This is a genomic window from Parasedimentitalea huanghaiensis (assembly GCF_009753675.1).
In the GTDB taxonomy this organism is placed as follows: Bacteria; Pseudomonadota; Alphaproteobacteria; order Rhodobacterales; family Rhodobacteraceae; genus Parasedimentitalea; species Parasedimentitalea huanghaiensis.
Genome location: NZ_WQLV01000018.1, coordinates 77,928 through 98,967, shown reverse-complemented (window position 1 = coordinate 98,967; position 21,040 = coordinate 77,928). Strand labels below are relative to the sequence as shown.

17 protein-coding genes and 3 tRNA genes are annotated in these 21,040 nt (G+C 53.6%); 14 read left to right on the top strand and 6 right to left on the bottom strand.

The features are described from left to right. Positions 1-169: 169 nt before the first annotated feature. The gene (locus tag GO984_RS21045) at positions 170-1,018 is read right to left on the bottom strand and encodes a flagellin N-terminal helical domain-containing protein (protein ID WP_157024523.1); all 849 of its coding nucleotides are present in this window, start codon (positions 1,016-1,018) and stop codon (positions 170-172) included. A gap of 520 nt (positions 1,019-1,538) precedes the next feature. Between GO984_RS21045 and GO984_RS21040 the strand changes: the two genes are divergently transcribed. The 4 genes from GO984_RS21040 to GO984_RS21025 all read left to right on the top strand — a co-directional run bounded on the left by GO984_RS21040 (position 1,539) and on the right by GO984_RS21025 (position 3,058). Further along, positions 1,539-1,615, top strand: a tRNA-Asp gene (locus GO984_RS21040). Between the two features lie 80 nt (positions 1,616-1,695). After that, positions 1,696-1,772: transfer RNA gene (locus GO984_RS21035), tRNA-Asp, on the top strand. A gap of 61 nt (positions 1,773-1,833) precedes the next feature. Continuing rightward, positions 1,834-1,910: transfer RNA gene (locus tag GO984_RS21030), tRNA-Asp, on the top strand. A gap of 170 nt (positions 1,911-2,080) precedes the next feature. Next, positions 2,081-3,058, top strand: a complete 978-nt coding sequence (locus GO984_RS21025; RefSeq protein WP_157024522.1) for a DUF922 domain-containing protein — start codon at positions 2,081-2,083, stop codon at positions 3,056-3,058. Positions 3,059-3,065: 7 nt separating this feature from the next. Here GO984_RS21025 and GO984_RS21020 read toward each other — a convergent pair whose 3' ends face one another. Both GO984_RS21020 and GO984_RS21015 read right to left on the bottom strand, forming a co-directional pair. Further along, positions 3,066-3,449 (bottom strand): nuclear transport factor 2 family protein, encoded by a 384-nt coding sequence (locus GO984_RS21020; RefSeq protein WP_157024521.1) that lies wholly within the window; start codon positions 3,447-3,449, stop codon positions 3,066-3,068. A gap of 72 nt (positions 3,450-3,521) precedes the next feature. Further along, positions 3,522-4,910: a M20/M25/M40 family metallo-hydrolase gene (locus GO984_RS21015; RefSeq protein ID WP_157024520.1), complete on the bottom strand. Its 1,389-nt coding sequence runs from the start codon at positions 4,908-4,910 to the stop codon at positions 3,522-3,524. A gap of 159 nt (positions 4,911-5,069) precedes the next feature. Here GO984_RS21015 and GO984_RS21010 point away from each other — a divergent pair, with 159 nt between their 5' ends. From GO984_RS21010 to ispG, 4 genes are all read left to right on the top strand, one after another. Continuing rightward, a complete protein-coding gene (locus GO984_RS21010; RefSeq protein WP_157024519.1) occupies positions 5,070-5,258 on the top strand; it encodes a hypothetical protein in 189 nt (62 codons plus the stop codon). An 80-nt stretch (positions 5,259-5,338) separates the two neighbouring features. Then, the gene (hemA, locus tag GO984_RS21005) at positions 5,339-6,574 is read left to right on the top strand and encodes a 5-aminolevulinate synthase (protein WP_157024518.1); all 1,236 of its coding nucleotides are present in this window, start codon (positions 5,339-5,341) and stop codon (positions 6,572-6,574) included. A gap of 129 nt (positions 6,575-6,703) precedes the next feature. Continuing rightward, entirely contained in the window at positions 6,704-7,906 is a 1,203-nt protein-coding gene (locus tag GO984_RS21000) for a helix-turn-helix domain-containing protein (protein WP_157024517.1), read from the top strand. 113 nt (positions 7,907-8,019) lie between these two features. After that, positions 8,020-9,141: a flavodoxin-dependent (E)-4-hydroxy-3-methylbut-2-enyl-diphosphate synthase gene (ispG, locus tag GO984_RS20995; protein WP_157024516.1), complete on the top strand. Its 1,122-nt coding sequence runs from the start codon at positions 8,020-8,022 to the stop codon at positions 9,139-9,141. Positions 9,142-9,193: 52 nt separating this feature from the next. On the opposite strand, the gene GO984_RS20990 is transcribed toward ispG, so the two are convergent. Further along, positions 9,194-9,958, bottom strand: a complete 765-nt coding sequence (locus GO984_RS20990) for a DsbA family protein (protein ID WP_157024515.1) — start codon at positions 9,956-9,958, stop codon at positions 9,194-9,196. Then, on the bottom strand, positions 9,955-11,331 hold the full coding sequence (locus GO984_RS20985; RefSeq protein WP_157024514.1) for a M48 family metalloprotease: 1,377 nt from the start codon (positions 11,329-11,331) through the stop codon (positions 9,955-9,957). The genes GO984_RS20990 and GO984_RS20985 overlap by 4 nt, the downstream gene beginning before the upstream one ends. On the opposite strand from GO984_RS20985, the gene GO984_RS20980 reads away from it, so the two are divergent. From GO984_RS20980 to GO984_RS20970, 3 genes are all read left to right on the top strand, one after another. Next, positions 11,330-12,475, top strand: coding sequence for a pyridoxal phosphate-dependent aminotransferase (locus tag GO984_RS20980; RefSeq protein WP_157024513.1), 1,146 nt, complete (start codon positions 11,330-11,332; stop codon positions 12,473-12,475). The two genes, GO984_RS20985 and GO984_RS20980, sit on opposite strands and share 2 nt — an antisense overlap. Positions 12,476-12,581: 106 nt before the next feature. After that, positions 12,582-13,814 (top strand): N-acetylmuramoyl-L-alanine amidase, encoded by a 1,233-nt coding sequence (locus GO984_RS20975; RefSeq protein ID WP_157024512.1) that lies wholly within the window; start codon positions 12,582-12,584, stop codon positions 13,812-13,814. A gap of 176 nt (positions 13,815-13,990) precedes the next feature. After that, a complete protein-coding gene (locus GO984_RS20970; protein ID WP_167740455.1) occupies positions 13,991-16,492 on the top strand; it encodes a PBP1A family penicillin-binding protein in 2,502 nt (833 codons plus the stop codon). Between the two features lie 37 nt (positions 16,493-16,529). Here the strand turns inward: GO984_RS20970 and GO984_RS20965 are convergent, their stop codons facing one another. Continuing rightward, positions 16,530-17,387: an aminoglycoside phosphotransferase family protein gene (locus GO984_RS20965; RefSeq protein ID WP_157024511.1), complete on the bottom strand. Its 858-nt coding sequence runs from the start codon at positions 17,385-17,387 to the stop codon at positions 16,530-16,532. Between the two features lie 62 nt (positions 17,388-17,449). Between GO984_RS20965 and prfB the strand changes: the two genes are divergently transcribed. The 3 genes from prfB to GO984_RS20950 all read left to right on the top strand — a co-directional run bounded on the left by prfB (position 17,450) and on the right by GO984_RS20950 (position 21,002). Further along, a complete protein-coding gene (gene prfB / locus GO984_RS20960; RefSeq protein WP_157024510.1) occupies positions 17,450-18,574 on the top strand; it encodes a peptide chain release factor 2 in 1,125 nt (374 codons plus the stop codon). Between the two features lie 218 nt (positions 18,575-18,792). Then, positions 18,793-20,187, top strand: coding sequence for an amidase (locus GO984_RS20955; RefSeq protein ID WP_157024509.1), 1,395 nt, complete (start codon positions 18,793-18,795; stop codon positions 20,185-20,187). A 35-nt stretch (positions 20,188-20,222) separates the two neighbouring features. After that, positions 20,223-21,002: a DUF2189 domain-containing protein gene (locus GO984_RS20950; protein WP_157024508.1), complete on the top strand. Its 780-nt coding sequence runs from the start codon at positions 20,223-20,225 to the stop codon at positions 21,000-21,002. Positions 21,003-21,040 lie beyond the last annotated feature (38 nt).

Here is a 21,040-nt window from a genome sequence, read left to right as displayed (position 1 = left end):
CGCGCGATGGCGTCGTATTCCAGGTTTTTCACGGTCCGTGTCGGGGCTTTTGCCGCCGAATATGCTTGTTTCGCATGTCTGAGTGCGTTCACGTTAATTCCTTACGTCACTAATCTTCAGATTCTCTGAGATGAAGTCCGGGGCATAAAGATGCCCCGGCTCATACCAATTAGCGGAACAGCTGCATGATCGATTCAGGCGCACCATTTGCGATTGAGAGGGATTGCACAGCCAGCTGCTGCTGGGTCTGCAGGGCTTTCAATCGAGCCGAGGCTTCTTCCATGTTGGTGTCTGTCATCGAGCTGACACCCATTTTCATGGAGTCGGTCAGTTTGCTAACAAAATCACCCTGATCCTGAAGACGTGCGGTGTCCGAACCCAGTGCCGCGGCACCATCAATGGCCACTGTTAGGAAGCCTTCGATTTCGGTCAGGGCTGTCGCCGCGTCAGTCACGTTGGTGAAGGAAGTCAGGTTCGAAGCAAGATCGATGTTTGCCTCAAAATCAACGGTATCAACTGTGATTTCTGTAGGTGTTGGTGTACCTGTTGCGCCAACACGATCCAGAGATGCCAGAACTCCAAGGGACGAGGCACCATTGCCGTCTACGTCAGTGGCCAACAGGTTTGCACCGTTGAACTGAGCTGCGGCAATGATAGCAGCAACTTGTGCAGCCTTCGCATCAATGTCGTTCTGGATCTTAGTGTGGTCGACGTTTTCAGACTGAGCGGAAACAATCAGCTCTTTGATTTCAGTCAGCTTTTCAACGATCTGTTCAGCACCAGCAGATGCTACAGCTACGGTAGCTTCGCCAACATGCAAGCTTTCCGAGATGGCGGTGAAGCCAGCGATATCTGAATCCATTGTTTTGGAGATCGCCCAAACAGCGGCGTTGTCGCTGGCGGATCCAACCCGCTTACCAGTGGAGATTTCGTTCTGAGCAGCGGTCAGGTTATCGTTCACGGACTGTAGAGTCTGAAGAGCAACCATTGCGCCATTGTTGGTCAGAATGCTGGTCATATTTTTTCTTCCTTTTCCTACTAGGATTTTACCCAGTGTAATCGGCCCCCAGGGGCATGTTCTGATGTCGTTTCTGACGTTGCGTTCGGCCGGAAGCGTTCGCGCCACCCCGGTCCGAGGTGCAGGCAGACATTGACCCGAGAGGTGCTAAGGGAGTGCTAATGGAAAAAATTGCATACCTAGAATTTTCTCTAAATTTGTCACGGTTCTTAAGCAGTGATCAGAAGATTCGTCCGAGTCCTGGTTCCGTTGTTAAGTCGAACTTCGCCTTGTAAAGAGGATGAGCCACATTCTGGGCGACAGGTACGAGATCACCAATCTATAGAATGCTGGCGACATTGCTATTTATCCAACTAGTGTTTTCAGATTTGTCAGGTAAACGCCTGTTTTCAGAGACTTGGTCGACAATTTGATTTTTTTTTCCAGAAAGCGGCGAAAAAGGTCAAACACCGCTTGACGATGCCCGAGACCTAGGAATATTACAGCCCAACATTCAGCAGCAATGTTGGATGGGCAGCAAGCGGTTGTAGCTCAGCTGGTTAGAGTGCCGGCCTGTCACGCCGGAGGTCGCGGGTTCGAGCCCCGTCAACCGCGCCACTGCTGCCTTACCCACCTTGGGGAAATCAAGGTCCGCCCCGGAGGGGACTGGATTGCAAAGTCTGGTGAGAAGAAAATGCGCGGTTGTAGCTCAGCTGGTTAGAGTGCCGGCCTGTCACGCCGGAGGTCGCGGGTTCGAGCCCCGTCAACCGCGCCACTTCTTTTCAAATCCCATGAATGTGGGCCGCCCCGGAGGGGAACGACCGCAAGGTCACTGCGCGGTTGTAGCTCAGCTGGTTAGAGTGCCGGCCTGTCACGCCGGAGGTCGCGGGTTCGAGCCCCGTCAACCGCGCCACTTTCCCTTCGAATGCTTCATTTCTAAAATTTGTAACAGCGTGTTATGCTTCGCTGGCTGCACTGTGCCGTTTCTGTTTGGCACTTTTGGGTGATTTCCCTCTGCAGCAAGGCCCACTTAGCCTGGAGCCTGTGTTTTTTACCGAGTGTATTCGGCCTTTGGAGGCGATTATGGCAATAGCTGTCAAAACAAAAATTCCTAAACCATCCCCCAAAACCTTTCCTGTGGCAGGCGTTGACATGTCCGAGTTGGAAACCGCGTTGGATAAAAAGTCTAGTTGGGGCAGCTATGTTGCCGCGCCTGTGATTACCGCCAAGTTCGATAAATCGAAAAAAGTGGTTGAGATCACCGTGGCTTTGAAGCCTGTGATAACGCAACCAAAGTGGGCTGAGTACGGCAAAAGCACTAAGAATCGGCAAGCAGAATGGGACCGGATGCTAAAAGCATTGGAAAAGTATCTTTCCAGTTTGCATGCCCTAACACTGGAAGCTGTCGCGAAGTTTTCCGTAGAGGTGAAAAAGAAGGAGCTGGATAAGGCTGGGTTTAACGCTGAAGCCAAAGCAGCGAAGGCCGCATTCTCCAAAGCCGTTGAGGATTATGCCAGTAAGACATCAAATGGCAGTTCGGTTGGCGTTTCCCTTGAATACATCGATCCAGATCCGGCCACATTCAAGAAAACCATTCCCGCGCCTAAGACATCTACTTACTCGATTGGAGGCAAAACAATTGAGGAGGTGTTCAAAGCTCTGCAAAAACGTGCGTTTTGGGGGCGATACCGATCGAATGCCAGCTACAAGGCAAGTTTTCAACTGGATGGCCATGTTGATGTATTCACGCTGACAAGCAAACCGTCGATCATTATGCCTAAGTGGAAAGACTACGGTAAAGCCAATTCGGGTCAGAAGGATAGCTGGGATGCGATGTGGGGGAAGCTCAACACACATGAGAACAATCACCACGATATTTTCAAGAAATGTGTGGCAGAACTGGAAACTGCGGTGACAAGTCGCGACATTGTCAAAGCGGATATTGATAAATTTTGGACGGATGAAACCAAAGACTGGCAAGATAAGCAGGATGCCTATGACACTAAATCTGACCATGGTATAAAAGAAGGCGTTGTGTTGGATGCCTCGGATGATCCCTGAAGTGAACTTAGTCCGCTGGGGTGTCCTGACTAAAGCTGTTTAACCAACCCCTACCGCAGCGCTGCCAAAGGGATGAAATGTACATCTCTTCTTGGTTTGTGCCGTCGACACGCAGATAGCTGGCGCGATAGCTCAGCAACACCGCATCTGTTGAGATGACCCGAAGTTGTGGTTGGGTAAGTGAGAATGACGTCATAACCGGTCCATTTTCCAGCTGTCCGCAGTGTTCTGCCTTGTTTGAAAACCCGGATGGATACACGCCCAGAAAGTCGTCCGTCAGCATTTTGCTGTCGGCCTCGCTGTCTCCCACAAGCAACGCCTGCCAAACTTGGGTTTCCAACGCAACTATTTCGTCCAGCAGCGCGAGAGGGGTTGGTTTCTGTGTCGTCATGCGGCGAATTCCCGAGGGAGGCAAAAAAGAGGGAGCGAGCCCGAAGAGTTTTCGCTCTTCGGGCTTGTTTGTTTATTTGGTCAAAGCGTCCAGTATACGGGCCCAAGAGCGGATACCTTTATGGAAGCTCTTGAGGTCGTATTTTTCGTTGGGTGAATGGATGGCGTCATCGTCATTGGCATAGCCAACAAGCATTGCGTCCATGCCCAGAACGGATTTAAAAAATCCGGCGATTGGGATTGACCCTCCCATACCGCAGAATACGGCCTCACGCTGCCATTCATCTGACAAGGCGCCACGAGCGGATTCAAACTCGGGGCGGGTGATGTTCATCACCGAAGCGCCCGATCCTTCCAGATCGTTATCCCAAACTACCTTTGTGTCTGGCTTCAAACGGGCTTCGACGTGTTTGCGAATTTTGTGCCGAAGGGCATCAGGATCCATATCACCGACCAGACGGCAGGTGATCTTGCAGTGAGCTTCCGATGGGATAACGGTTTTGGAGCCTGCGCCGTTGTATCCCCCCCAAATTCCGTTCACTTCCAGTGTTGGACGTGCCCATTGCTGTTCAAGGATCGAATAATCCTTTTCACCATGCGCCTGAGTGTAGCCTGCATTGTCCAGATATTCTTTCTCTTCAAAGCCGCAGCCTTCCCATTGGCGCAGTTGATCAACTGGAACCTCATGTACGCCTTCGTAGAAGCCATCGACAGCAATCTTACCAGTTTCTTCGTCATAGAAAGAGGCGACAATGCGCGAAATTTCCCGCAGCGGGTTCAGTCCGGGGCCGCCGTAATGTCCGGAATGCAGGTCAATGCGGGGGCCAACCAGAGTGAACTCATCTTTAAGCATCCCGCGCAGCTGCGACGAGATTGACGGCACGCCTCGTGACACCATTGAGGTGTCACAGATCAACGCCAGATCCGCTTTCAGTTCAGCAGCGTTTTCCTGCATGAAAGGAATCAATGATGGCGACCCTGATTCTTCTTCACCCTCAAAGAAGAAGGTAATTCGGCAGGGCAGGGTGCCATGTACCTCTTTCCAGGCACGACAAGCTTCGACAAAGGTCATCAATTGCCCCTTGTCGTCTGAAGCGCCGCGTCCACGAATCACGGTGCCGTTGGCGGTCTCTTCCAGTTTGGGTTCAAATGGCGGGTTGTCCCAAAGATCGAGCGGATCTACCGGCTGTACATCGTAGTGGCCATAAAACAGAACATGCGGCACATCGCTTAGGTCTTCGCCGACATGTCCCACCACCATCGGGTGACCTGGGGTGGGGCGCTTCTCGGCACGAATGCCAATTGTTAGCAGATCCGCCACCAGCCAATCTGCGGCCTTGTCACATTCGGGCTTGTAGGCGGGGTCAGTTGAAATGGACTGGATGCGCAGCAGTTCCATCAGCCGTTCAGTTGCAGGGCTTAGATCTGCGTCGATCTGGGCCAGAACGTTCTCGAGTGTCATCGTTTTCTCCAATATGGCGGGCATTTGAGTGGAACCTAGCAGCGCCTCGAGGAAGGGGCCAGAGCCACCGGCGGTGAATTCCAGCTCCACATTTTTGTGGAGGGAATTAACTTTCAGAGTCCAAAATCCATAAGGAAGTATGACGGGGAGGGGGGTAAAATGGGACAGGAGTGGTATAGTGGCTGTGACTATTCGACGGGTCGATTTTGCGTCAATAATCCGCAGGAGTTTCCAAAAGACGACGGCTTCACGCAAAGGGATGCCGCAGCTGATCTTGCTGCCAGCGAAACAAAGGTCTATTTGATCCACATCAAGGCTGCGACGGTTTGCCCGCGCGTATTTGGTTGATAATCACGGGTGTAATTGTTACTCATTCACGAACGTGAATGTGGCATGGGCGCCGACACTCCGGAAATCCGGACCAAGCTATGGAGAAGACGGTGGACTATACCGCGAAACTCGACACAGCGATTGACCAACTGCACGCAGAAGGTCGCTATCGGACCTTTATCGATATCGAACGCCGCAAGGGGCACTTCCCACATGCGGTCTGGACCCAGCCTGATGGAAGTCAAAAGGACATCACTGTTTGGTGTGGCAATGACTACTTGGGAATGGGGCAGCATCCAGTTGTTCTGGAGGCGATGCATGAAGCAATTGATGCAACCGGCGCTGGTTCAGGTGGCACACGCAATATCTCGGGCACAACGGTTTACCACAAGCGTCTAGAGTCCGAGCTGGCTGATTTGCATGGCAAGGAAGCAGCGCTGCTGTTCACTTCTGCCTACATTGCGAACGATGCGACTTTGAGTACACTGCCCAAACTGTTTCCCGGTTTGATTATCTATTCTGATGCACTGAACCATGCTTCGATGATCGAAGGGGTGCGCCGTAACGGTGGCTCCAAGCGGATTTTTCGCCACAATGATGTGAATCACCTTCGTGAATTGCTGATGGCCGACGATCCTTCCGCGCCAAAGTTAATCGCATTTGAATCGGTCTATTCAATGGATGGCGATTTTGGTCCCGTTGAGGAGATTATCGAACTGGCCGAAGAATTCGGGGCGCTGACCTATATCGACGAAGTCCATGCGGTAGGCATGTATGGTCCGCGTGGAGGTGGGGTCGCTGAGCGGGATAATCTGGCTCATCGTATCGACATCATCAATGGAACACTGGCTAAGGCTTTTGGGGTAATGGGAGGCTACATCGCTGCCAGCGCCAAGATGGTTGATGCGATCCGGTCCTATGCGCCAGGTTTTATCTTCACAACCTCGCTTGCGCCGGCTGTTGCCGCAGGCGCAGCAGCTTCAGTGGCTCACCTTAAGCAGGCCCAAGAGCTGCGAGACATGCAACAGCAGCAGGCTAAGATTCTCAAGTTACGCCTCAAGGGGCTTGGGTTGCCCATAATCGATCAAGGCAGTCACATCGTACCGGTGATTGTTGGTGATCCTGTACATACCCAAAAGCTGAGCGATATGTTGCTGTCTGAATACGGTATCTACGTGCAGCCAATTAACTTTCCCACTGTGCCGCGCGGTACGGAAAGGCTCCGGTTCACTCCGTCTCCAGTACATGGTCCCAAAGAAATTGATGCCCTTGTTAACGCAATGGACGCGCTATGGTCGCATTGTGCGCTGAATCGTGCCGATTTAGCGGGGTAAGTTACTGCCAGCTGTAAAAATACTTAGAGTGTGTTATCTAAACGTCAACGAAAGAGCGCAAACGAATCGATGGGATGATTCGTTAGGCACTCTGGGCGGAATGTGGCAGGCAGGTATAGGATAGCAGGGATGATTGGGCGCATCACTCAGCGCAGGTCCAAAGCGCAGGAGGTCATCGAGCCGAAAAGCTTTGATGATTACGAAGTTCGGCTCGGGGACGCCATGCGCGGCGAACGAGCGACAATGGGCAAGTCACTTCTTGATGTGCAACGCGAATTGCGGATTAAGGCGTCCTATATTTCGGCCATCGAAAATTCTGACCCTTCGGTGTTTGATACCCCCGGATTTATCGCTGGTTATGTTCGATCTTATGCCCGTTACCTGAGCATGGATCCCGAGCAGGTATTTGAAGACTTTTGCCGCGAAAGCGGGTTTGAGGTAGCGCACGGCATGTCCGCCAAAGCCTCGAGCAAGCGTACAGGACCAGCACCGATTGCCTCTGGTATGGGGGGGCTGGGATCAGATGCGTTTACTGCACCTAACACGCCCTTTGCGCCCCGAAATGGCGGGCTCCTTTCACAAATTGAAGCCCGGGCAATTGGGTCGTCTCTGGTGTTGCTGGCTCTGATCGGCGGTATCGGGTTTGGTGGCTGGACGGTTTTGAAGCAAGTGCAGCAGGTGCAGATGGCTCCGATGGAGCAGACCCCTGTTGTATTGGCTGAGCTGGACCCCCTGCAGGTAGCAGGTATGGGAACCGCTACAGAAAATGATGGCTCTGCATCAGATGCGCTTGATCGGTTGTACAGGCCTCAGGCTCTGGCCGTGCCGGTCATGACGGCGCGGGATGCGCCAATTTCAACACTTGATCCCGCAACATTTGGTAGTTTCGCTGCGCCAGAGCTGCCCAGACAGGAAATATTTGCGGATAGCAGATCGGCCGTCACCGGACAGCAACCCCAAACGCAGTTGGTCCCCCAAGTTGTCGAGCACTCCGCTCCGACTATGGAGATGGTCGCGGTTCGGAATTCGTGGGTGCGGGTCAGTTCTGCTGATGGCAGTGTAATTTTTGAAGGCATCATGACCCCAGGTCAACGTTACGAGATTCCTACTACGGAAGAAGCCCCCGTACTGCGCACCGGTGAAAGCAGCGCGATCTATTTTGCGTTGGGCGGTGCTCATTTTGGCCCAGTTGGGAATCGTGGTGAAGTCACCAGAAATCTGCCTCTGTCGATCGATAGCGTGACCGAACGGTTTGATGTCGCCAACATTGATCAAGATCGTGATCTTGCAAAAATGGTGGCTGAGCTCGAGGCCGGGTTGTTTTCAGAATAATTGCCGCTGGTGCAGTAGCTAATAGACGGCAAAGTCGGTGTCTTGTGCCATTGCAGCACAGGCGTTCAATGCCTATCTAGGGGCAACTGATCGTTTGTCTGGATCTACAACATATGTCGATTAATCACATCCGCCCCTGGCGCAATATTGAACGTCGTAAAAGCCGTCAAATTATGGTGGGAAATGTGCCTGTTGGCGGTGATGCGCCAATCGCAGTGCAAACCATGACCAACACGCTGACGACTGATGTGTCAGCTACGGTGGCGCAGGTGCAGGCCGCCGCCGAAGCCGGAGCAGATCTTGTACGGATCTCAGTGCCGGACGAGGCCTCGTCCAAGGCGTTGAAAGAGATTGTCGCTGAAAGCCCCGTGCCGATCATCGCTGATATCCATTTTCACTACAAACGCGGCATCGAAGCCGCTGAGGCCGGAGCAGCCTGTCTGCGGATCAATCCCGGTAACATCGGCAGCGAGGAGCGGGTTGCGGAGGTGATCAGAGCCGCCAAGGATCACAATTGCTCAATCCGCATTGGTGTTAATGCCGGCTCGCTCGAAAAACACCTGCTGGAAAAATACGGCGAACCCTGTCCCGATGCGATGGTCGAAAGTGGGCTCGATCACATCCGCATCTTGCAGGATCACGATTTTCACAATTACAAGATATCGGTCAAAGCATCTGATGTGTTCATGTCGGCTGCGGCTTACATGAAATTGGCTGAAGCAACGGATGCTCCGATTCACCTCGGCATCACCGAGGCGGGTGGCTTTGTGTCTGGCACCATTAAGTCAGCGATTGGTTTGGGCCAATTGTTGTGGATGGGCATCGGCGACACCCTCCGTGTTTCGCTTAGTGCTGATCCGGTGGAAGAAATCAAGGTCGGCTTCGAGATCCTCAAATCCCTTGGCCTGCGGCATCGCGGAATCAATATCATCTCCTGCCCGTCCTGCGCGCGACAGGGGTTTGATGTGATCAAAACGGTTGAAACACTGGAGCAGCGGTTGGCGCATATTCACACCCCGATGAGCCTGTCGATCATAGGATGTGTCGTTAATGGTCCGGGCGAGGCCTTGATGACCGATGTTGGATTTACGGGTGGGGGTGCTGGGGCAGGGATGGTCTATCTTGCAGGCAAGGCCAGCCACAAGATGGACAACGACCAAATGGTCGACCACATTGTTCAAGAAGTCGAAAAAAAGGCTGCCATGTTAGAAGCGGCGGCTGAAGCTTCAGATTGATTGGATACTGTTGGGTTGCAGGGCCCGCTAAATTGCGCACCCTGCAGTGATATCAACCGCGTTGGTCACGTTTGTCGGCCACAATGACTGACATTTGATCGGCAGGTAGATAGCCACGCAGCAATTCGTCCTGAACCACAAATGTGGGTGTGCCCGAGATTTTCAAACGTTGTGCCAAGGCACGGGTCTGTGCCAGTTCGTGGTTCAATTCTGGGTCATTCATCTTTGCCATAATGACATCAGCGTCCAGTCCCAATCCCAAGGCGAGGCGACGTAAGGACACTTCGCTGGGCTCACCACCAAAATCGATCAATGCATCATGAACGAGTTTGTAAGAATCGGCGCCAGCCACCATGCGGGTCGCAATGGCAAAGCGGGATGAAATCAAAGAGGCTTCTCCCAAGATCGGGAATTCTTTGATCACCAACCGGATGTTGCCATCTTCTCGGATCAGTTTCTCGACCTCAGGTGCGGCGCGACGACAATATCCACAGCGGTAATCCATGAATTCGACCACGGTGATGTCGCCATCCGGGTTGCCACCAACCCATGAAAAACCATCGTTATACAGTTCATCCAGATTGGCTGCGACCAGTGCTTCATCTTCAACCGCCTCAGCTTCAGCCTGGCGTTGTTCCAGCAGGTTCACAGCTTCAATAATCACTTCCGGGTTTTCCAGAAGGTAAGCGCGGACTTCGGCACCAAAAGCGGCGCGCTCAGCCTCACTCATACTGGCTAAATCTAGTGCTTGAACCGGAGCACTCAGCAGTGTCATCGCGGTTGCTACACCGGCTAGGGCGCGGGGAAAGCGGATCATTTGTTCTTCCTTTTTTGGTAATATTCAGCAGCGACAAGCACGTCTTGTGCGCGTCGCCAAGTAGCAGAGCCGCGAGGCAACTGAGCGCTGGCCCGCGTGGCATGTCGTCCGGCGTCATCCATTCTGCCCTGTAACGCGTACCGCTCTGCGGTGACCAGAGCCGCCATGCCACTTTGACCAGTTTTTGCGTAGGCCAACGACATGTCCCGCAGCAGGCGGGTGTCACGAAAGTCACGGGACCGTGCCTTTTCCATAGCCTGGATTGCTTGCTTAGGGTGGCCAGCCGCCAGTAGGGCCCGGCCATATCCGCCGAGGATCAAGGGTTCTGAAGGGGCAAGTTTGACGGCCTGACGATAGGCTGACAGCGCTTCATTCCAGCGTCGGTTTTCCATCAGGATTTGACCTTTGAGGTCAAAATAGAAGGCATCATTGGGGCGTAAAGCCAACGCACCATTCATCGCGTTTAGAGATTTGCTGAGATTGCGTTGACGATGGTAGGAGACAGCTTCTCGCATCAGACGAATATCTTTGGATGCTTCTTCGCCAGCCCGACGCCGTGTCCATTTCGGCGATCGAACAAAGGCTGATAATTTGCCACGAGTCCGGGCAAACCAATAGTTGGCCTCAGCTGTTGTGCTGCCTTGGTCACCATAGCTTGCAACATAGGCTTTTGCTGCACGCAAACGATCGCGGCTGAGCGGGTGAGAGCGCATATAAGGGTCTTGATTGACAGTACTTAGCAGCTCTTGGCCGGCAAAAATCTGGTGAAGGTCCACCAGTCCCTGTGGGTTGATGCCTGCACGGGTCAAGTAACCCGCACCAGAGCGGTCTGCCGACGATTCTTCGGCGCGTGTATGGGCAAGAAAGGAACGCAGGGCTGAACTTTGCGCCCCGATTGCGATGCCCGCGGCTGCTTCGCCCGCTCCGGCGGCCGCCGCCAGCACTGCTAAGGCAGTGCCCAGACCTGCTGCCGTGTTTGCCGAGCGCATGTTTTGCATGCGCCGTGCCAGATGACCGTTGGTGATATGGGCTGCTTCATGGGCAATTACGGCCTGCAGCATCTCTGGGCTGGTGACTTTTAGGATCAGCCCGTAATTCACAAAAATCGTCTGCGAATCGACGACAAAGGCATTGAAGCTGGAATCATTGACTACCAACACCCGCACCCGTTTGGCATTCAGTCCCGCTGCGCTGAGCACCGGCGCAGCCAATTTATTCAGCCCATGTTCGATGTCAGCATCGCGCAGCAAAGTAATTGCCATTGATGGCAGTGTGGAGGCGAAGAAGAACAACGCGCTCAGCAAAAAGGCTGGGATTGACGACAGCCGGGATAAACGATCAAAAGTCATGGCCGCACCATGGGAGATCAGCATGCGAAACTCAACCCGATCCCAAGTAGATCCTTTCATTGTGATGGATGTGATGGAGGCTGCGCGCAAAGCCGAAGAATCTGGCAGGCACATCATTCATATGGAAGTTGGGCAACCGTCAACCGGTGCACCGTTGGGCGCGCGCAAAGCTCTGGCTGCCGCATTGGACGAAGGCAGTTTGGGTTACACGGTTGCCTTGGGGCTGCCTGCTTTGCGTCAGCGTATCGCCCGACTTTATGGGGAATGGTATGATGTTGATCTGAACCCCAACCGTGTTGTCGTGACGCCGGGGTCTTCCGGCGCATTCCTGCTTGGTTTTACGGCGCTATTCGATAGTGGCGATCGGGTTGGCATAGGCGCACCTGGCTATCCGTCATACAGGCAAATCTTAAGAGCGCTTGGGATGACGCCTGTAGATATTCAGACCGCGCCGAAAAACCGTTTGCAACCGGTCGCCGCTGACCTGAACGGATTGGACCTGGCGGGCTTGATGGTCGCTTCGCCTGCCAACCCAAGTGGTACAATGCTCAATCGCGATGCAATGGCTGCATTGATTGAAGCGGCGCAGGCACAGGACGCCAGTTTTATTTCGGACGAGATCTATCATGGGCTGGAATATGAAGCCAAAGCGGTGACGGCATTGGAACTGACCGATGAGTGTTATGTGATCAACTCGTTCTCAAAGTTTTTTTCGATGACCGGCTGGCGGGTTGGCTGGATGGTCGTGCCAGAGGATCATGTACGAGTGATTGAACGGATTGCGCAAAACATGTTCATTTGTGCGCCTCACGCCAGCCAAGTCGCGGCCCTCGCCGCATTGGATTGTCAGGACGAGATGCGAGAAAACCTTGCCGTTTATGCCCGTAACCGCCAGCTCATGCTGGAAGGTTTGCCCAGGGCAGGGTTCACAAATATCGCGCCACCGGACGGCGCATTTTATGTCTACGCCGATGTATCGGATTTGACCAAAGACAGTCGGGCCTTTGCCGCAGAAATTCTGGAACAAGCAGGTGTAGCAGTCACGCCAGGGCTGGATTTTGATCCGGTACGAGGCGCAACCACGCTGCGGTTTTCCTATGCGCGGTCAACGGAAGATATTGAGGATGGTCTGGCACGGCTGGAAACATTTATGGCACAGCGAAACTGATCATGTCTGTGACCCCGATGTTGGCGCAAGGATTACTCGTTCTGCGCCTACCCAGGGCGTGGGTGTTTCGGGTATGGTCAGACAGAAGTATAAGAGGCGTAAAAGTATGAGCAGGGTTTTCACGTTCATCGCATGTGCATGGATGACAATGGGGCAGGCAACCTTTGCTCAGGAATTCAGTGGATTGGCGCGTATCGATGCCAAATCCAGCCGGATCGAAGACCAGGGCAATGGGGCCCTGATCACACTGAATTTGAGCCAGGGTGTACCTTACCGCCTGTTCACTTTGGACAATCCACCTCGGCTTGTGCTGGATTTTCAAGAGGTGGATTGGCGCGGGCTGAATTCAGACACTTTGTTGCAGGGGGCGCAGATCACCCGAGCACAATTTGGAACCTATGTTCCCGGGTGGTCGCGAATGGTCCTGAAACTGGCTAAACCCATGGCGGTGCTAGGCGCAGGGATGGATATTGATCCGGTGACCGCGCGCGCGCAATTGCAACTTGAACTGGGGGCTGTCGACGCCGAGGTGTTTTCTGAAGGTGCCGGAGCGCCAACTGACCCGCGCTGGGATTTGCCGAAAGCGGAGACCCTGCCCATCATTGAGGAACGCAGTCCGGATGCGCCGCTATTGGTTGTTCTTGATCCTGGCCATGGTGGTATTGATCCCGGAGCTGAAGTCAGTGGTGAAGCTGGTACAGTGGTGGAAAAAGACCTGATTCTAAGCTTTGCAATTGAGTTGGGCGAGGAACTTGTGCGCTCTGGTCGGTTCGAGGTCCAATTGACCCGCGACGGCGATTATTTCGTTTCGTTGGAACGTCGCATCGCACTGGCCCATCAAGCGGGAGCGGATGTTTTTGTTTCCCTTCATGCTGATGCGCTATCCGAAGGATTGGCACATGGTGCCACTGTTCATGTCTTGTCGCCTGAGGCTTCAGATGTGGCTTCAGCTAAACTCGCAGAACGGCATGATCGAAGTGATTTGTTGGCGGGCGTGGATTTGAGCGATGCGGATGACCGGGTGACTGGAATTTTGCTTGATTTGGCACGCCAGGAGACCCAACCCCGCAGTGATGCCTTGGCGCGGGCGCTGATTGAAGGCATGGGGAACCAAGGGGGGCCGATGAACCGGCGCCCGTTGCGCTCAGCTGGGTTTTCTGTGCTCAAAGCTGCAGATATCCCCTCAGTTTTGATTGAAATCGGCTTTCTATCGAGCCCGCGTGATCTTAAAAACCTTCAAGACTCTGAATGGAGAACGCAGATGGCTAAGGGTATCTTGAATGGCCTCGTGGCCTGGCGAGAACAGGACGCTGCGCTCCGAGCATTAGTACGGCAGTAGTATGACTACAAATCATGGTGTAGACTTGGGGCTCAGGCCCAAACCCCGGGATATTTGTGGCTAGATGAAGATCCCGATGGATTAACGGATCAGATGGCACGTTTTTGCCATCTGCGGTTTTGACCATTGCTGCTGGCGTCCCTATATAGACGCTATGTGCACAGGAAGGCAGAACAGTGCTTAGGTTTATTCTCTCATTCTTTGGCTCCATTTTTAGTACCATCACACTTGGTATTGCGATGGTTGCTTTAACTATTGGCGCCGTGTTCTGGATCTATGGGCAAGACCTGCCCAGCCATGAGTCGCTGGCGCAGTATCAACCGCCGACCATTAGCCGGATCTATTCGGGTGAGGGGCAGTTGATTGATGAATTTGCCAAAGAACGCCGCCTGTTTGCGCCTTCGGATGAAATTCCAGACCTGGTAAAACAGGCGTTCATATCTGCTGAGGACAAGAATTTCTATAGCCACAAGGGCTATGACATGCGCGGCATCGCGGCAGCGGCGATCGAAGCGGTACGCTCGCGCGGGTCAAATGTGCGCGGCGCGTCGACCATCACCCAACAGGTTATGAAAAACTTCCTGTTGTCGGGGGATCGAAAAGCTGAACGTAAAATCAAAGAGATCATTCTGGCGGCCCGATTGGAGGAGACGCTGAATAAAGAGCAGATCCTTGAGCTCTATATGAATGAAATCTTCCTGGGGCAAAACTCTTATGGTGTGGCGGCGGCATCGCAAACTTATTTTAATAAGACTCTCGGCGAACTGGCACCGCATGAGGCCGCCTTTCTGGCGTCTCTGCCCAAGGCACCCGGTAAGTTTCATCCTGTACGTGGTAAGGAACGTTTGACGGAACGGCGCGATTACGTGCTGCGTGAAATGTATCAAAACGGCTATATTTCTGAAGCTGTCTATAAAGTTGAAGTTGAGCAGCCGCTACGGTCGGTCCAAAATGGCGACTTTGAGAGCTTCCGTACAGCATTGCCGCCACGCGATTATTTTACTGATGAAATCCGCCGGCAGCTGTCGGTGGATTTTGGTGAAGGAGAGTTCTTCACGGGCGGCTTTACTGTGCGCGCCACGATTGATGAAGAAATGCAAACGGTTGCAGCATTGTCCTTGCGAACAGCCCTTGAGAAGTATGACCGTTCGCGCGGGGTGTGGCGCGGAACTGAACTGGCAATCCCAGCGGACCTGCTGAATGACGCCACCGCATGGCGTGAGGCGTTGGCTGAGCTGGAAGTTTCACGCGATGTGACACTGGGGGGCGACTGGCTACCCGCTGTTGTTCTGGGTGTTGGTGACAAGGAACTGCGAGTTGGCATTGAAGGTGTCGATGAAACTGGCGTTGTTCCGCGCTCCGATATCAAGTGGATGAAGGGGAGCTTCAATGACAATCTCACCGTTGGTGACGTTGTTCATGTGGTTGCTGTGACCAAGGATGATGCGTTTCAACACTGGTCGTTGCGTCAGGTTCCCGAAGTGCAGGGCGGCTTTGTTGCCATGGACGTGAACACAGGTCGTGTCTTGGCGATGCAGGGCGGGTTTTCGTATCAGCATTCGGTGTTTAACCGTGCAACGCAGGCACAACGCCAGCCTGGATCAAGTTTCAAACCTTTTGTTTATGCAGCGGCGCTGGATAGCGGGTATAGCCCGGCAACCATCGTTGTTGATGCGCCAATCGAAGTGAACACTCCGCAGGGATTGTGGCGCCCGCGAAACTCATCGAACAAATTCTATGGCCCGACGCCCCTGCGCACCGGGATCGAACGCTCGCGGAACCTGATGACCATTCGTCTGGCGCAAGAAGTTGGGATGCCGGTGGTTGCAGGCTATGCCGAGCGCTTTGGTGTTTATGACGAGATGGGCCCCTATCTGGCCAACTCGCTGGGGTCTGAAGAAACCACGCTGTATAAGATGGTTACAGCCTATGCGATGTTCGCCAATGGTGGTGAGCGGCTGGCGCCCACCCTGGTCGACCGTATTCAGGACCGCGAAGGGCAGACAATTTATCGTCATGATGACCGCGACTGCGTGGATTGCTCGTCAGCATTGCTGCCAGAAGGTGCGGCACCGCGTATTGTCACAGATAGAGACCAGGTGATGGATCCGATTACGGCCTATCAGTTGACATCAATGATGCGTGGTGTTGTTGAACGCGGCACAGCAGCAGGCAATGTTAATCTCGGCGTGCCTACTGCTGGTAAAACCGGCACCACAAACGAGGCACGCGATGTCTGGTTTGTTGGGTTTACATCGAACATTGTGGCAGGCTGCTACATCGGTCACGACCGGCCACGACCCCTGGGGCGCGGCACCTATGGCGGGAATACCTGTGGTCCGGTGTTCCAGCAGTTCATGACAGAAGCGACAACCAAATACGGTGGCGGTCCTTTTGATGTCCCTCCGGGGGGACATTTTATCAAAATCGACCGCTTCACAGGGGCTCGCTTGCCGGATAATGCCGGTGGGGACTATGTGGTGGCTGAATACTTCCGAGACGGCGCCGAACCTATCTTTGGTTTGAGCTATGACGGTGGTTTTGCGATGGGGTCCAATTTGCCGCTGTTTGAAGAGGTTAATACATCCGGTCGTCAGGTCACCACCTCTAGCGGAGGTACGGCTGTTCTTGGGCCCAAGGCAACCTTTGGTACGGTCAGTTCAGGCGGACTCTATTGAAGCGGGCCGCTAGTGTGCACATGTGCTGATCTGAAGTTCAGCGCTCTGTAGCAAGAGCCTGCTCCACGAGTAGCGAAAGCAAATCGGCCTCATCATCCTGTTTCAATAGCCCATTTGCTCTCCAGCAGATTGAGAGCGCGCATTTGGCCGCCGCCCATTGCGCCAATCGTTGCCACGGCACCCCAAGCGCCTGTGCGAACAATTGGGTGGTCTGTGTGATCCGTGTGAAATTCCTGACATGGGAGGGAAGACCTTTGGGATGACGCAGTGCATTTGCCAGCTCAAATGCCGGATCACCTATATAGCCCTTTGCATCAAATGCCTTTGGCCCGGTAGCAGTCAGAACGACATTGTCATGATGCAGGTCACCGTGCAGCGGCACGGTGCTGGGTTGGGTGGCAAGCAAATGACTTGCCATCGCTGTGGCACGCAACATGTCCTTACGCAGCGGCGTGGGGCAGGTGGTGCAATAGGTCAACTGAGGCAGGAGAGAAAAGATATCGTCCAGAGAGCGCAACGGAGCGCGCACAAAGATCGGGTGTTGGTGAAGGCTTTGCGCTGCGTCGCAGAGCAATTGATCCGCCTGTTTCGCGTCCCCGGAACGGGCGATGTCGCCAAGGCTGGGCCCGTCTAGCCACTGCATCAGCATTGCAGCGCCTTCATTCTCGAATATTTCAACAACAGCCCTACCAGACCATGCGTTGAGTAATTCAGCCCCAGCTGACTCGTTTCCCCGTGTGGCGTTTTTGTACAGCTTCAAAACCGCGCTTGTTCCGTCTGCACGGCGCACGCGCCATAGCCGCGCGATGGCAGTCTGAGATAGGTGTTCTGCCTGGGTGAGCTGCCACTGGGCGAGTATAGTATTGAGATCATCTGTCATTACATTTCTGCTCATCTTGTGGTGCCCTTCAGGTCTTGGTATCACGCAGGCCTTAGACAGCAAGTTGGGACCAAACCATGCGCGCCGAAATCCAGAACTATGTGACGCAGATTGAGAAGTCTCTGGAGCTGCTTGCCCAGCGGATGGACAAGGAAACTGCACCGCATCGGCTCGAAGAATTCGACGCGCGAGTCGAAGACCCGAACCTTTGGGACAATGCCGAAGCCGCGCAAAAATTGATGCGCGAACGGCAAATGTTGGTTGATTCGATGGAGACTTACAACAGTATCAATCGGGATATGGCTGACAACATTGAGCTTATTGAGATGGGCGAGATGGAGGATGATGCTGAAGTTGTAGCCGAAGCCGAAGAATCACTTAGCGCGCTGGCAGATAAAGCAGCCAAGAAAGAGTTAGAGGCGCTGTTAGACGGTGAAGCGGATAGCAACGACACCTTTCTTGAAATCAATTCTGGCGCAGGTGGAACTGAAAGCTGTGACTGGGCTTCGATGCTGGCGCGGATGTATATCCGCTGGGCCGAGAAAAAGGGCTATAAGGTTGAGCTGCAGTCAGAAAGTGCTGGCGAAGAAGCTGGTATTAAATCGGCTGCCTATAAGATCAGCGGTCACAATGCCTATGGCTGGCTGAAATCTGAGTCGGGTGTGCACCGTCTGGTCCGGATTTCGCCGTTTGACTCGGCTGCAAAACGCCACACCTCTTTTACTTCGGTCAAGGTCTACCCAGTTGTCGACGACAACATCGAAATTGAAGTGAACCCGGCTGATATTCGCATTGATACATACCGATCATCGGGCGCAGGCGGGCAGCACGTGAACACCACCGACTCGGCCGTGCGTATTACCCACCATCCCACCGGAATTGTTGTAACCAGTTCTGAAAAATCGCAGCACCAAAACCGTGATATTGCGATGAAAGCCCTGAAATCGCGTCTCTATCAAATGGAGCTGGATAAGCGGAGCGCACTGGTCAACGAAGCGCATGAAAACGCTGGCGATGCGGGCTGGGGGAACCAGATCCGGTCTTACGTTTTGCAGCCCTATCAGATGGTCAAGGATCTGCGGACGAGCCACGAAACCTCTGATACCAAGGGTGTGCTGGATGGCGACCTGGACGGATTCATGGGAGCAACACTTGCGCTGGACGTGTCTGGTAAAAGCCGCGCTGAAGCTCAGGGCAACTAAATAACCTACAATTTTTCAGTGGGCCATGTCTGAACTTGCCTCTGCAAGTTTGGCCTTCTGATAGTTTTGATAGTCCCTATGTCAGCTTATAACTTGAGCGATTTAGGGTCGTAGATTTGTGGCTTCAAAATTTAAAAGATCTATGTGAGCTGTGGGTTTTATTGTGAGTTTCCAAACGCTAGGCTAAAAATTAGTTTTGGCCACAACTTTGGAACCTCATGCCCTCTTCCTTTCAAACTGCCACAGAATTGCTTGCAGAACTCCGGTCTGGATCTCTTTCTGCTGTAGAGCTGATGCAAAACACCTTAGACCGGATTACTGAAGTGAATCCGCAACTGAATGCCATTGTTTCGTTGCGTGACCGCGACGCGCTGATGGCAGAGGCCAAGGTGGCTGATCAGGTAAAGACGCGGGGCGCGCTGCATGGCTTGCCTATGGCCGTCAAGGATCTCACTAATGTTGCTGGGATTCGAACCACACATGGGTCGCCAATGATGGCGGATTTCATACCCCAAACGGATGGCTTGATGGTGGCGCGGATGCGTCAGGCAGGGGCAATTTTCATTGGCAAAACCAATACACCTGAATTTGGGCTGGGGTCACACACGTTCAATCCAGTGCATGGGGCGACGTGTAATCCCTATAACCTGACCAAAAGCTGCGGTGGATCGTCCGGTGGTGCGGCGGTTGCTTTGGCGTCAGGGATGCTGGCCCTTGCGGATGGATCTGATATGATGGGCAGCCTGCGAAACCCGGCTGGGTGGACCAATACTTATGGGTTTCGTCCCAGCTGGGGCAGGGTGCCCGCTGAACCCTCCGGCGACCTGTACCTGCACCAGTTGTCGACCTGCGGCCCAATGGCGCGTTGTCCTGAAGATATCGCATTGCTGTTGGACGTGATGGCCGGGCCTGATCCACGTATACCACTGGCGCGCGCTGCAGAAACTATGATGCCGTTACCGGAAGCCCGCCCCAAGCGGATTGGCTGGCTTGGGGATTGGGGGGGCGCGATGCCCATGGAACCAGGGATACTTCAGCAATGTGAAACAGCGTTAAAGGTCTTCGAGGAACTTGGTCATGTGGTCGAACCCGTGGCTCCGCCATTCTCTGCTGAGCGGATCTGGGACTCCTGGGTAACCCTTCGGTCATTTGCTGTCGCCGCCGGATTAAAAGCGCACGAAAGCACAAAACACCAGCTTAAAGACACGGCTATCTGGGAGTTGGAACGTGGCCAGGCTATGAGTGGCACGCAAATTCAGCTGGCTTCGGAGGCGCGATCGGACTGGCACCGGGCAGCCGTTCAGTTGTTCGAAACCTATGACGCGCTGATACTCCCAACTGCTCAATGCTGGCCGTTTGATGTTGGTTTGGATTATCCACGTCAAATTTCGGGTGTAGAAATGGATACCTATCACCGTTGGATGCAGGTTGTGCTGCCAGTCAGCCTGTTGGGGCTTCCCAGTCTCGCGGCCCCAGCTGGGTTTGGAGAAAATGGACTGCCGATTGGGATCCAGATTTTTGGAGCGCTTGGCCAGGATCGTGAAATTCTGTCCCTTGGAAACGCCTATCATGGGGCGACTGGCTGGCCAGATAGAAAGCCACCCACCCTGTAACCAGGCTGAGAAGGCGTCTTTGGGAGGAGACATTAATGACTACTACGAAAACATTTGGCGTACCCCGGTTGCGGATGATGACCCCTGCAATCTTACGCCAGGCGCTGCGTCTTGGGTGGGCCGACTATCGGACCAGACCAGAACTTGGTCTAATGTTTTCAGCGCTTTATGTTTTGGCGGGTTGGGCCATGGTTTGGATTACGCAAGTAACAGGCACGACCTATTGGTTGGTGCTTACGGCTATCGGTTTCCCGCTGATCGGCCCGTTTGCTGCTGTTGGGCTGTACGAGGTTTCGCATCGCTTAGAACAGGGTCAGCCCAAAGATATCAAAGCCGTCTTTCGCGCTGTTCTGCAGCAAGGCAGTCGCCAGTTGCCATCGGTATGTGCCATTATCGTTGTGGTGTTTTTGTTCTGGTTTTTCTTAGGGCATATGATTTTTGCGCTGTTTTTGGGCCTGTCACCAATGACCAATGTGTCGTCTTCGCTGGACGTGTTCCTGACGACCAATGGGTTGGTGATGCTGGCCGTGGGCAGCGTAGTGGGAGCGCTGTTTGCTCTGCTTTTGTTTATGATCACGGTGCTGTCTCTGCCGCTGTTGCTTGATCGTGAAGTGGATTTTGTCACCGCCATGATCACAAGTTTCCAATATGTCAGTCAGAACTTTGTGCTGATGATCGGCTGGGCGATTTTTATCGCGCTAACCACATTTACCGCAATGCTGCCAGGTTTTGTCGGGCTGCTTCTGGTTATTCCACTTTTGGGGCACGCCAGTTGGCATGTTTATAGACTGATTGTCATTGTTGATGAGGAATAACCGGGGGCTGTTCATTCCTCCCGTCCGAGCTTGACCAG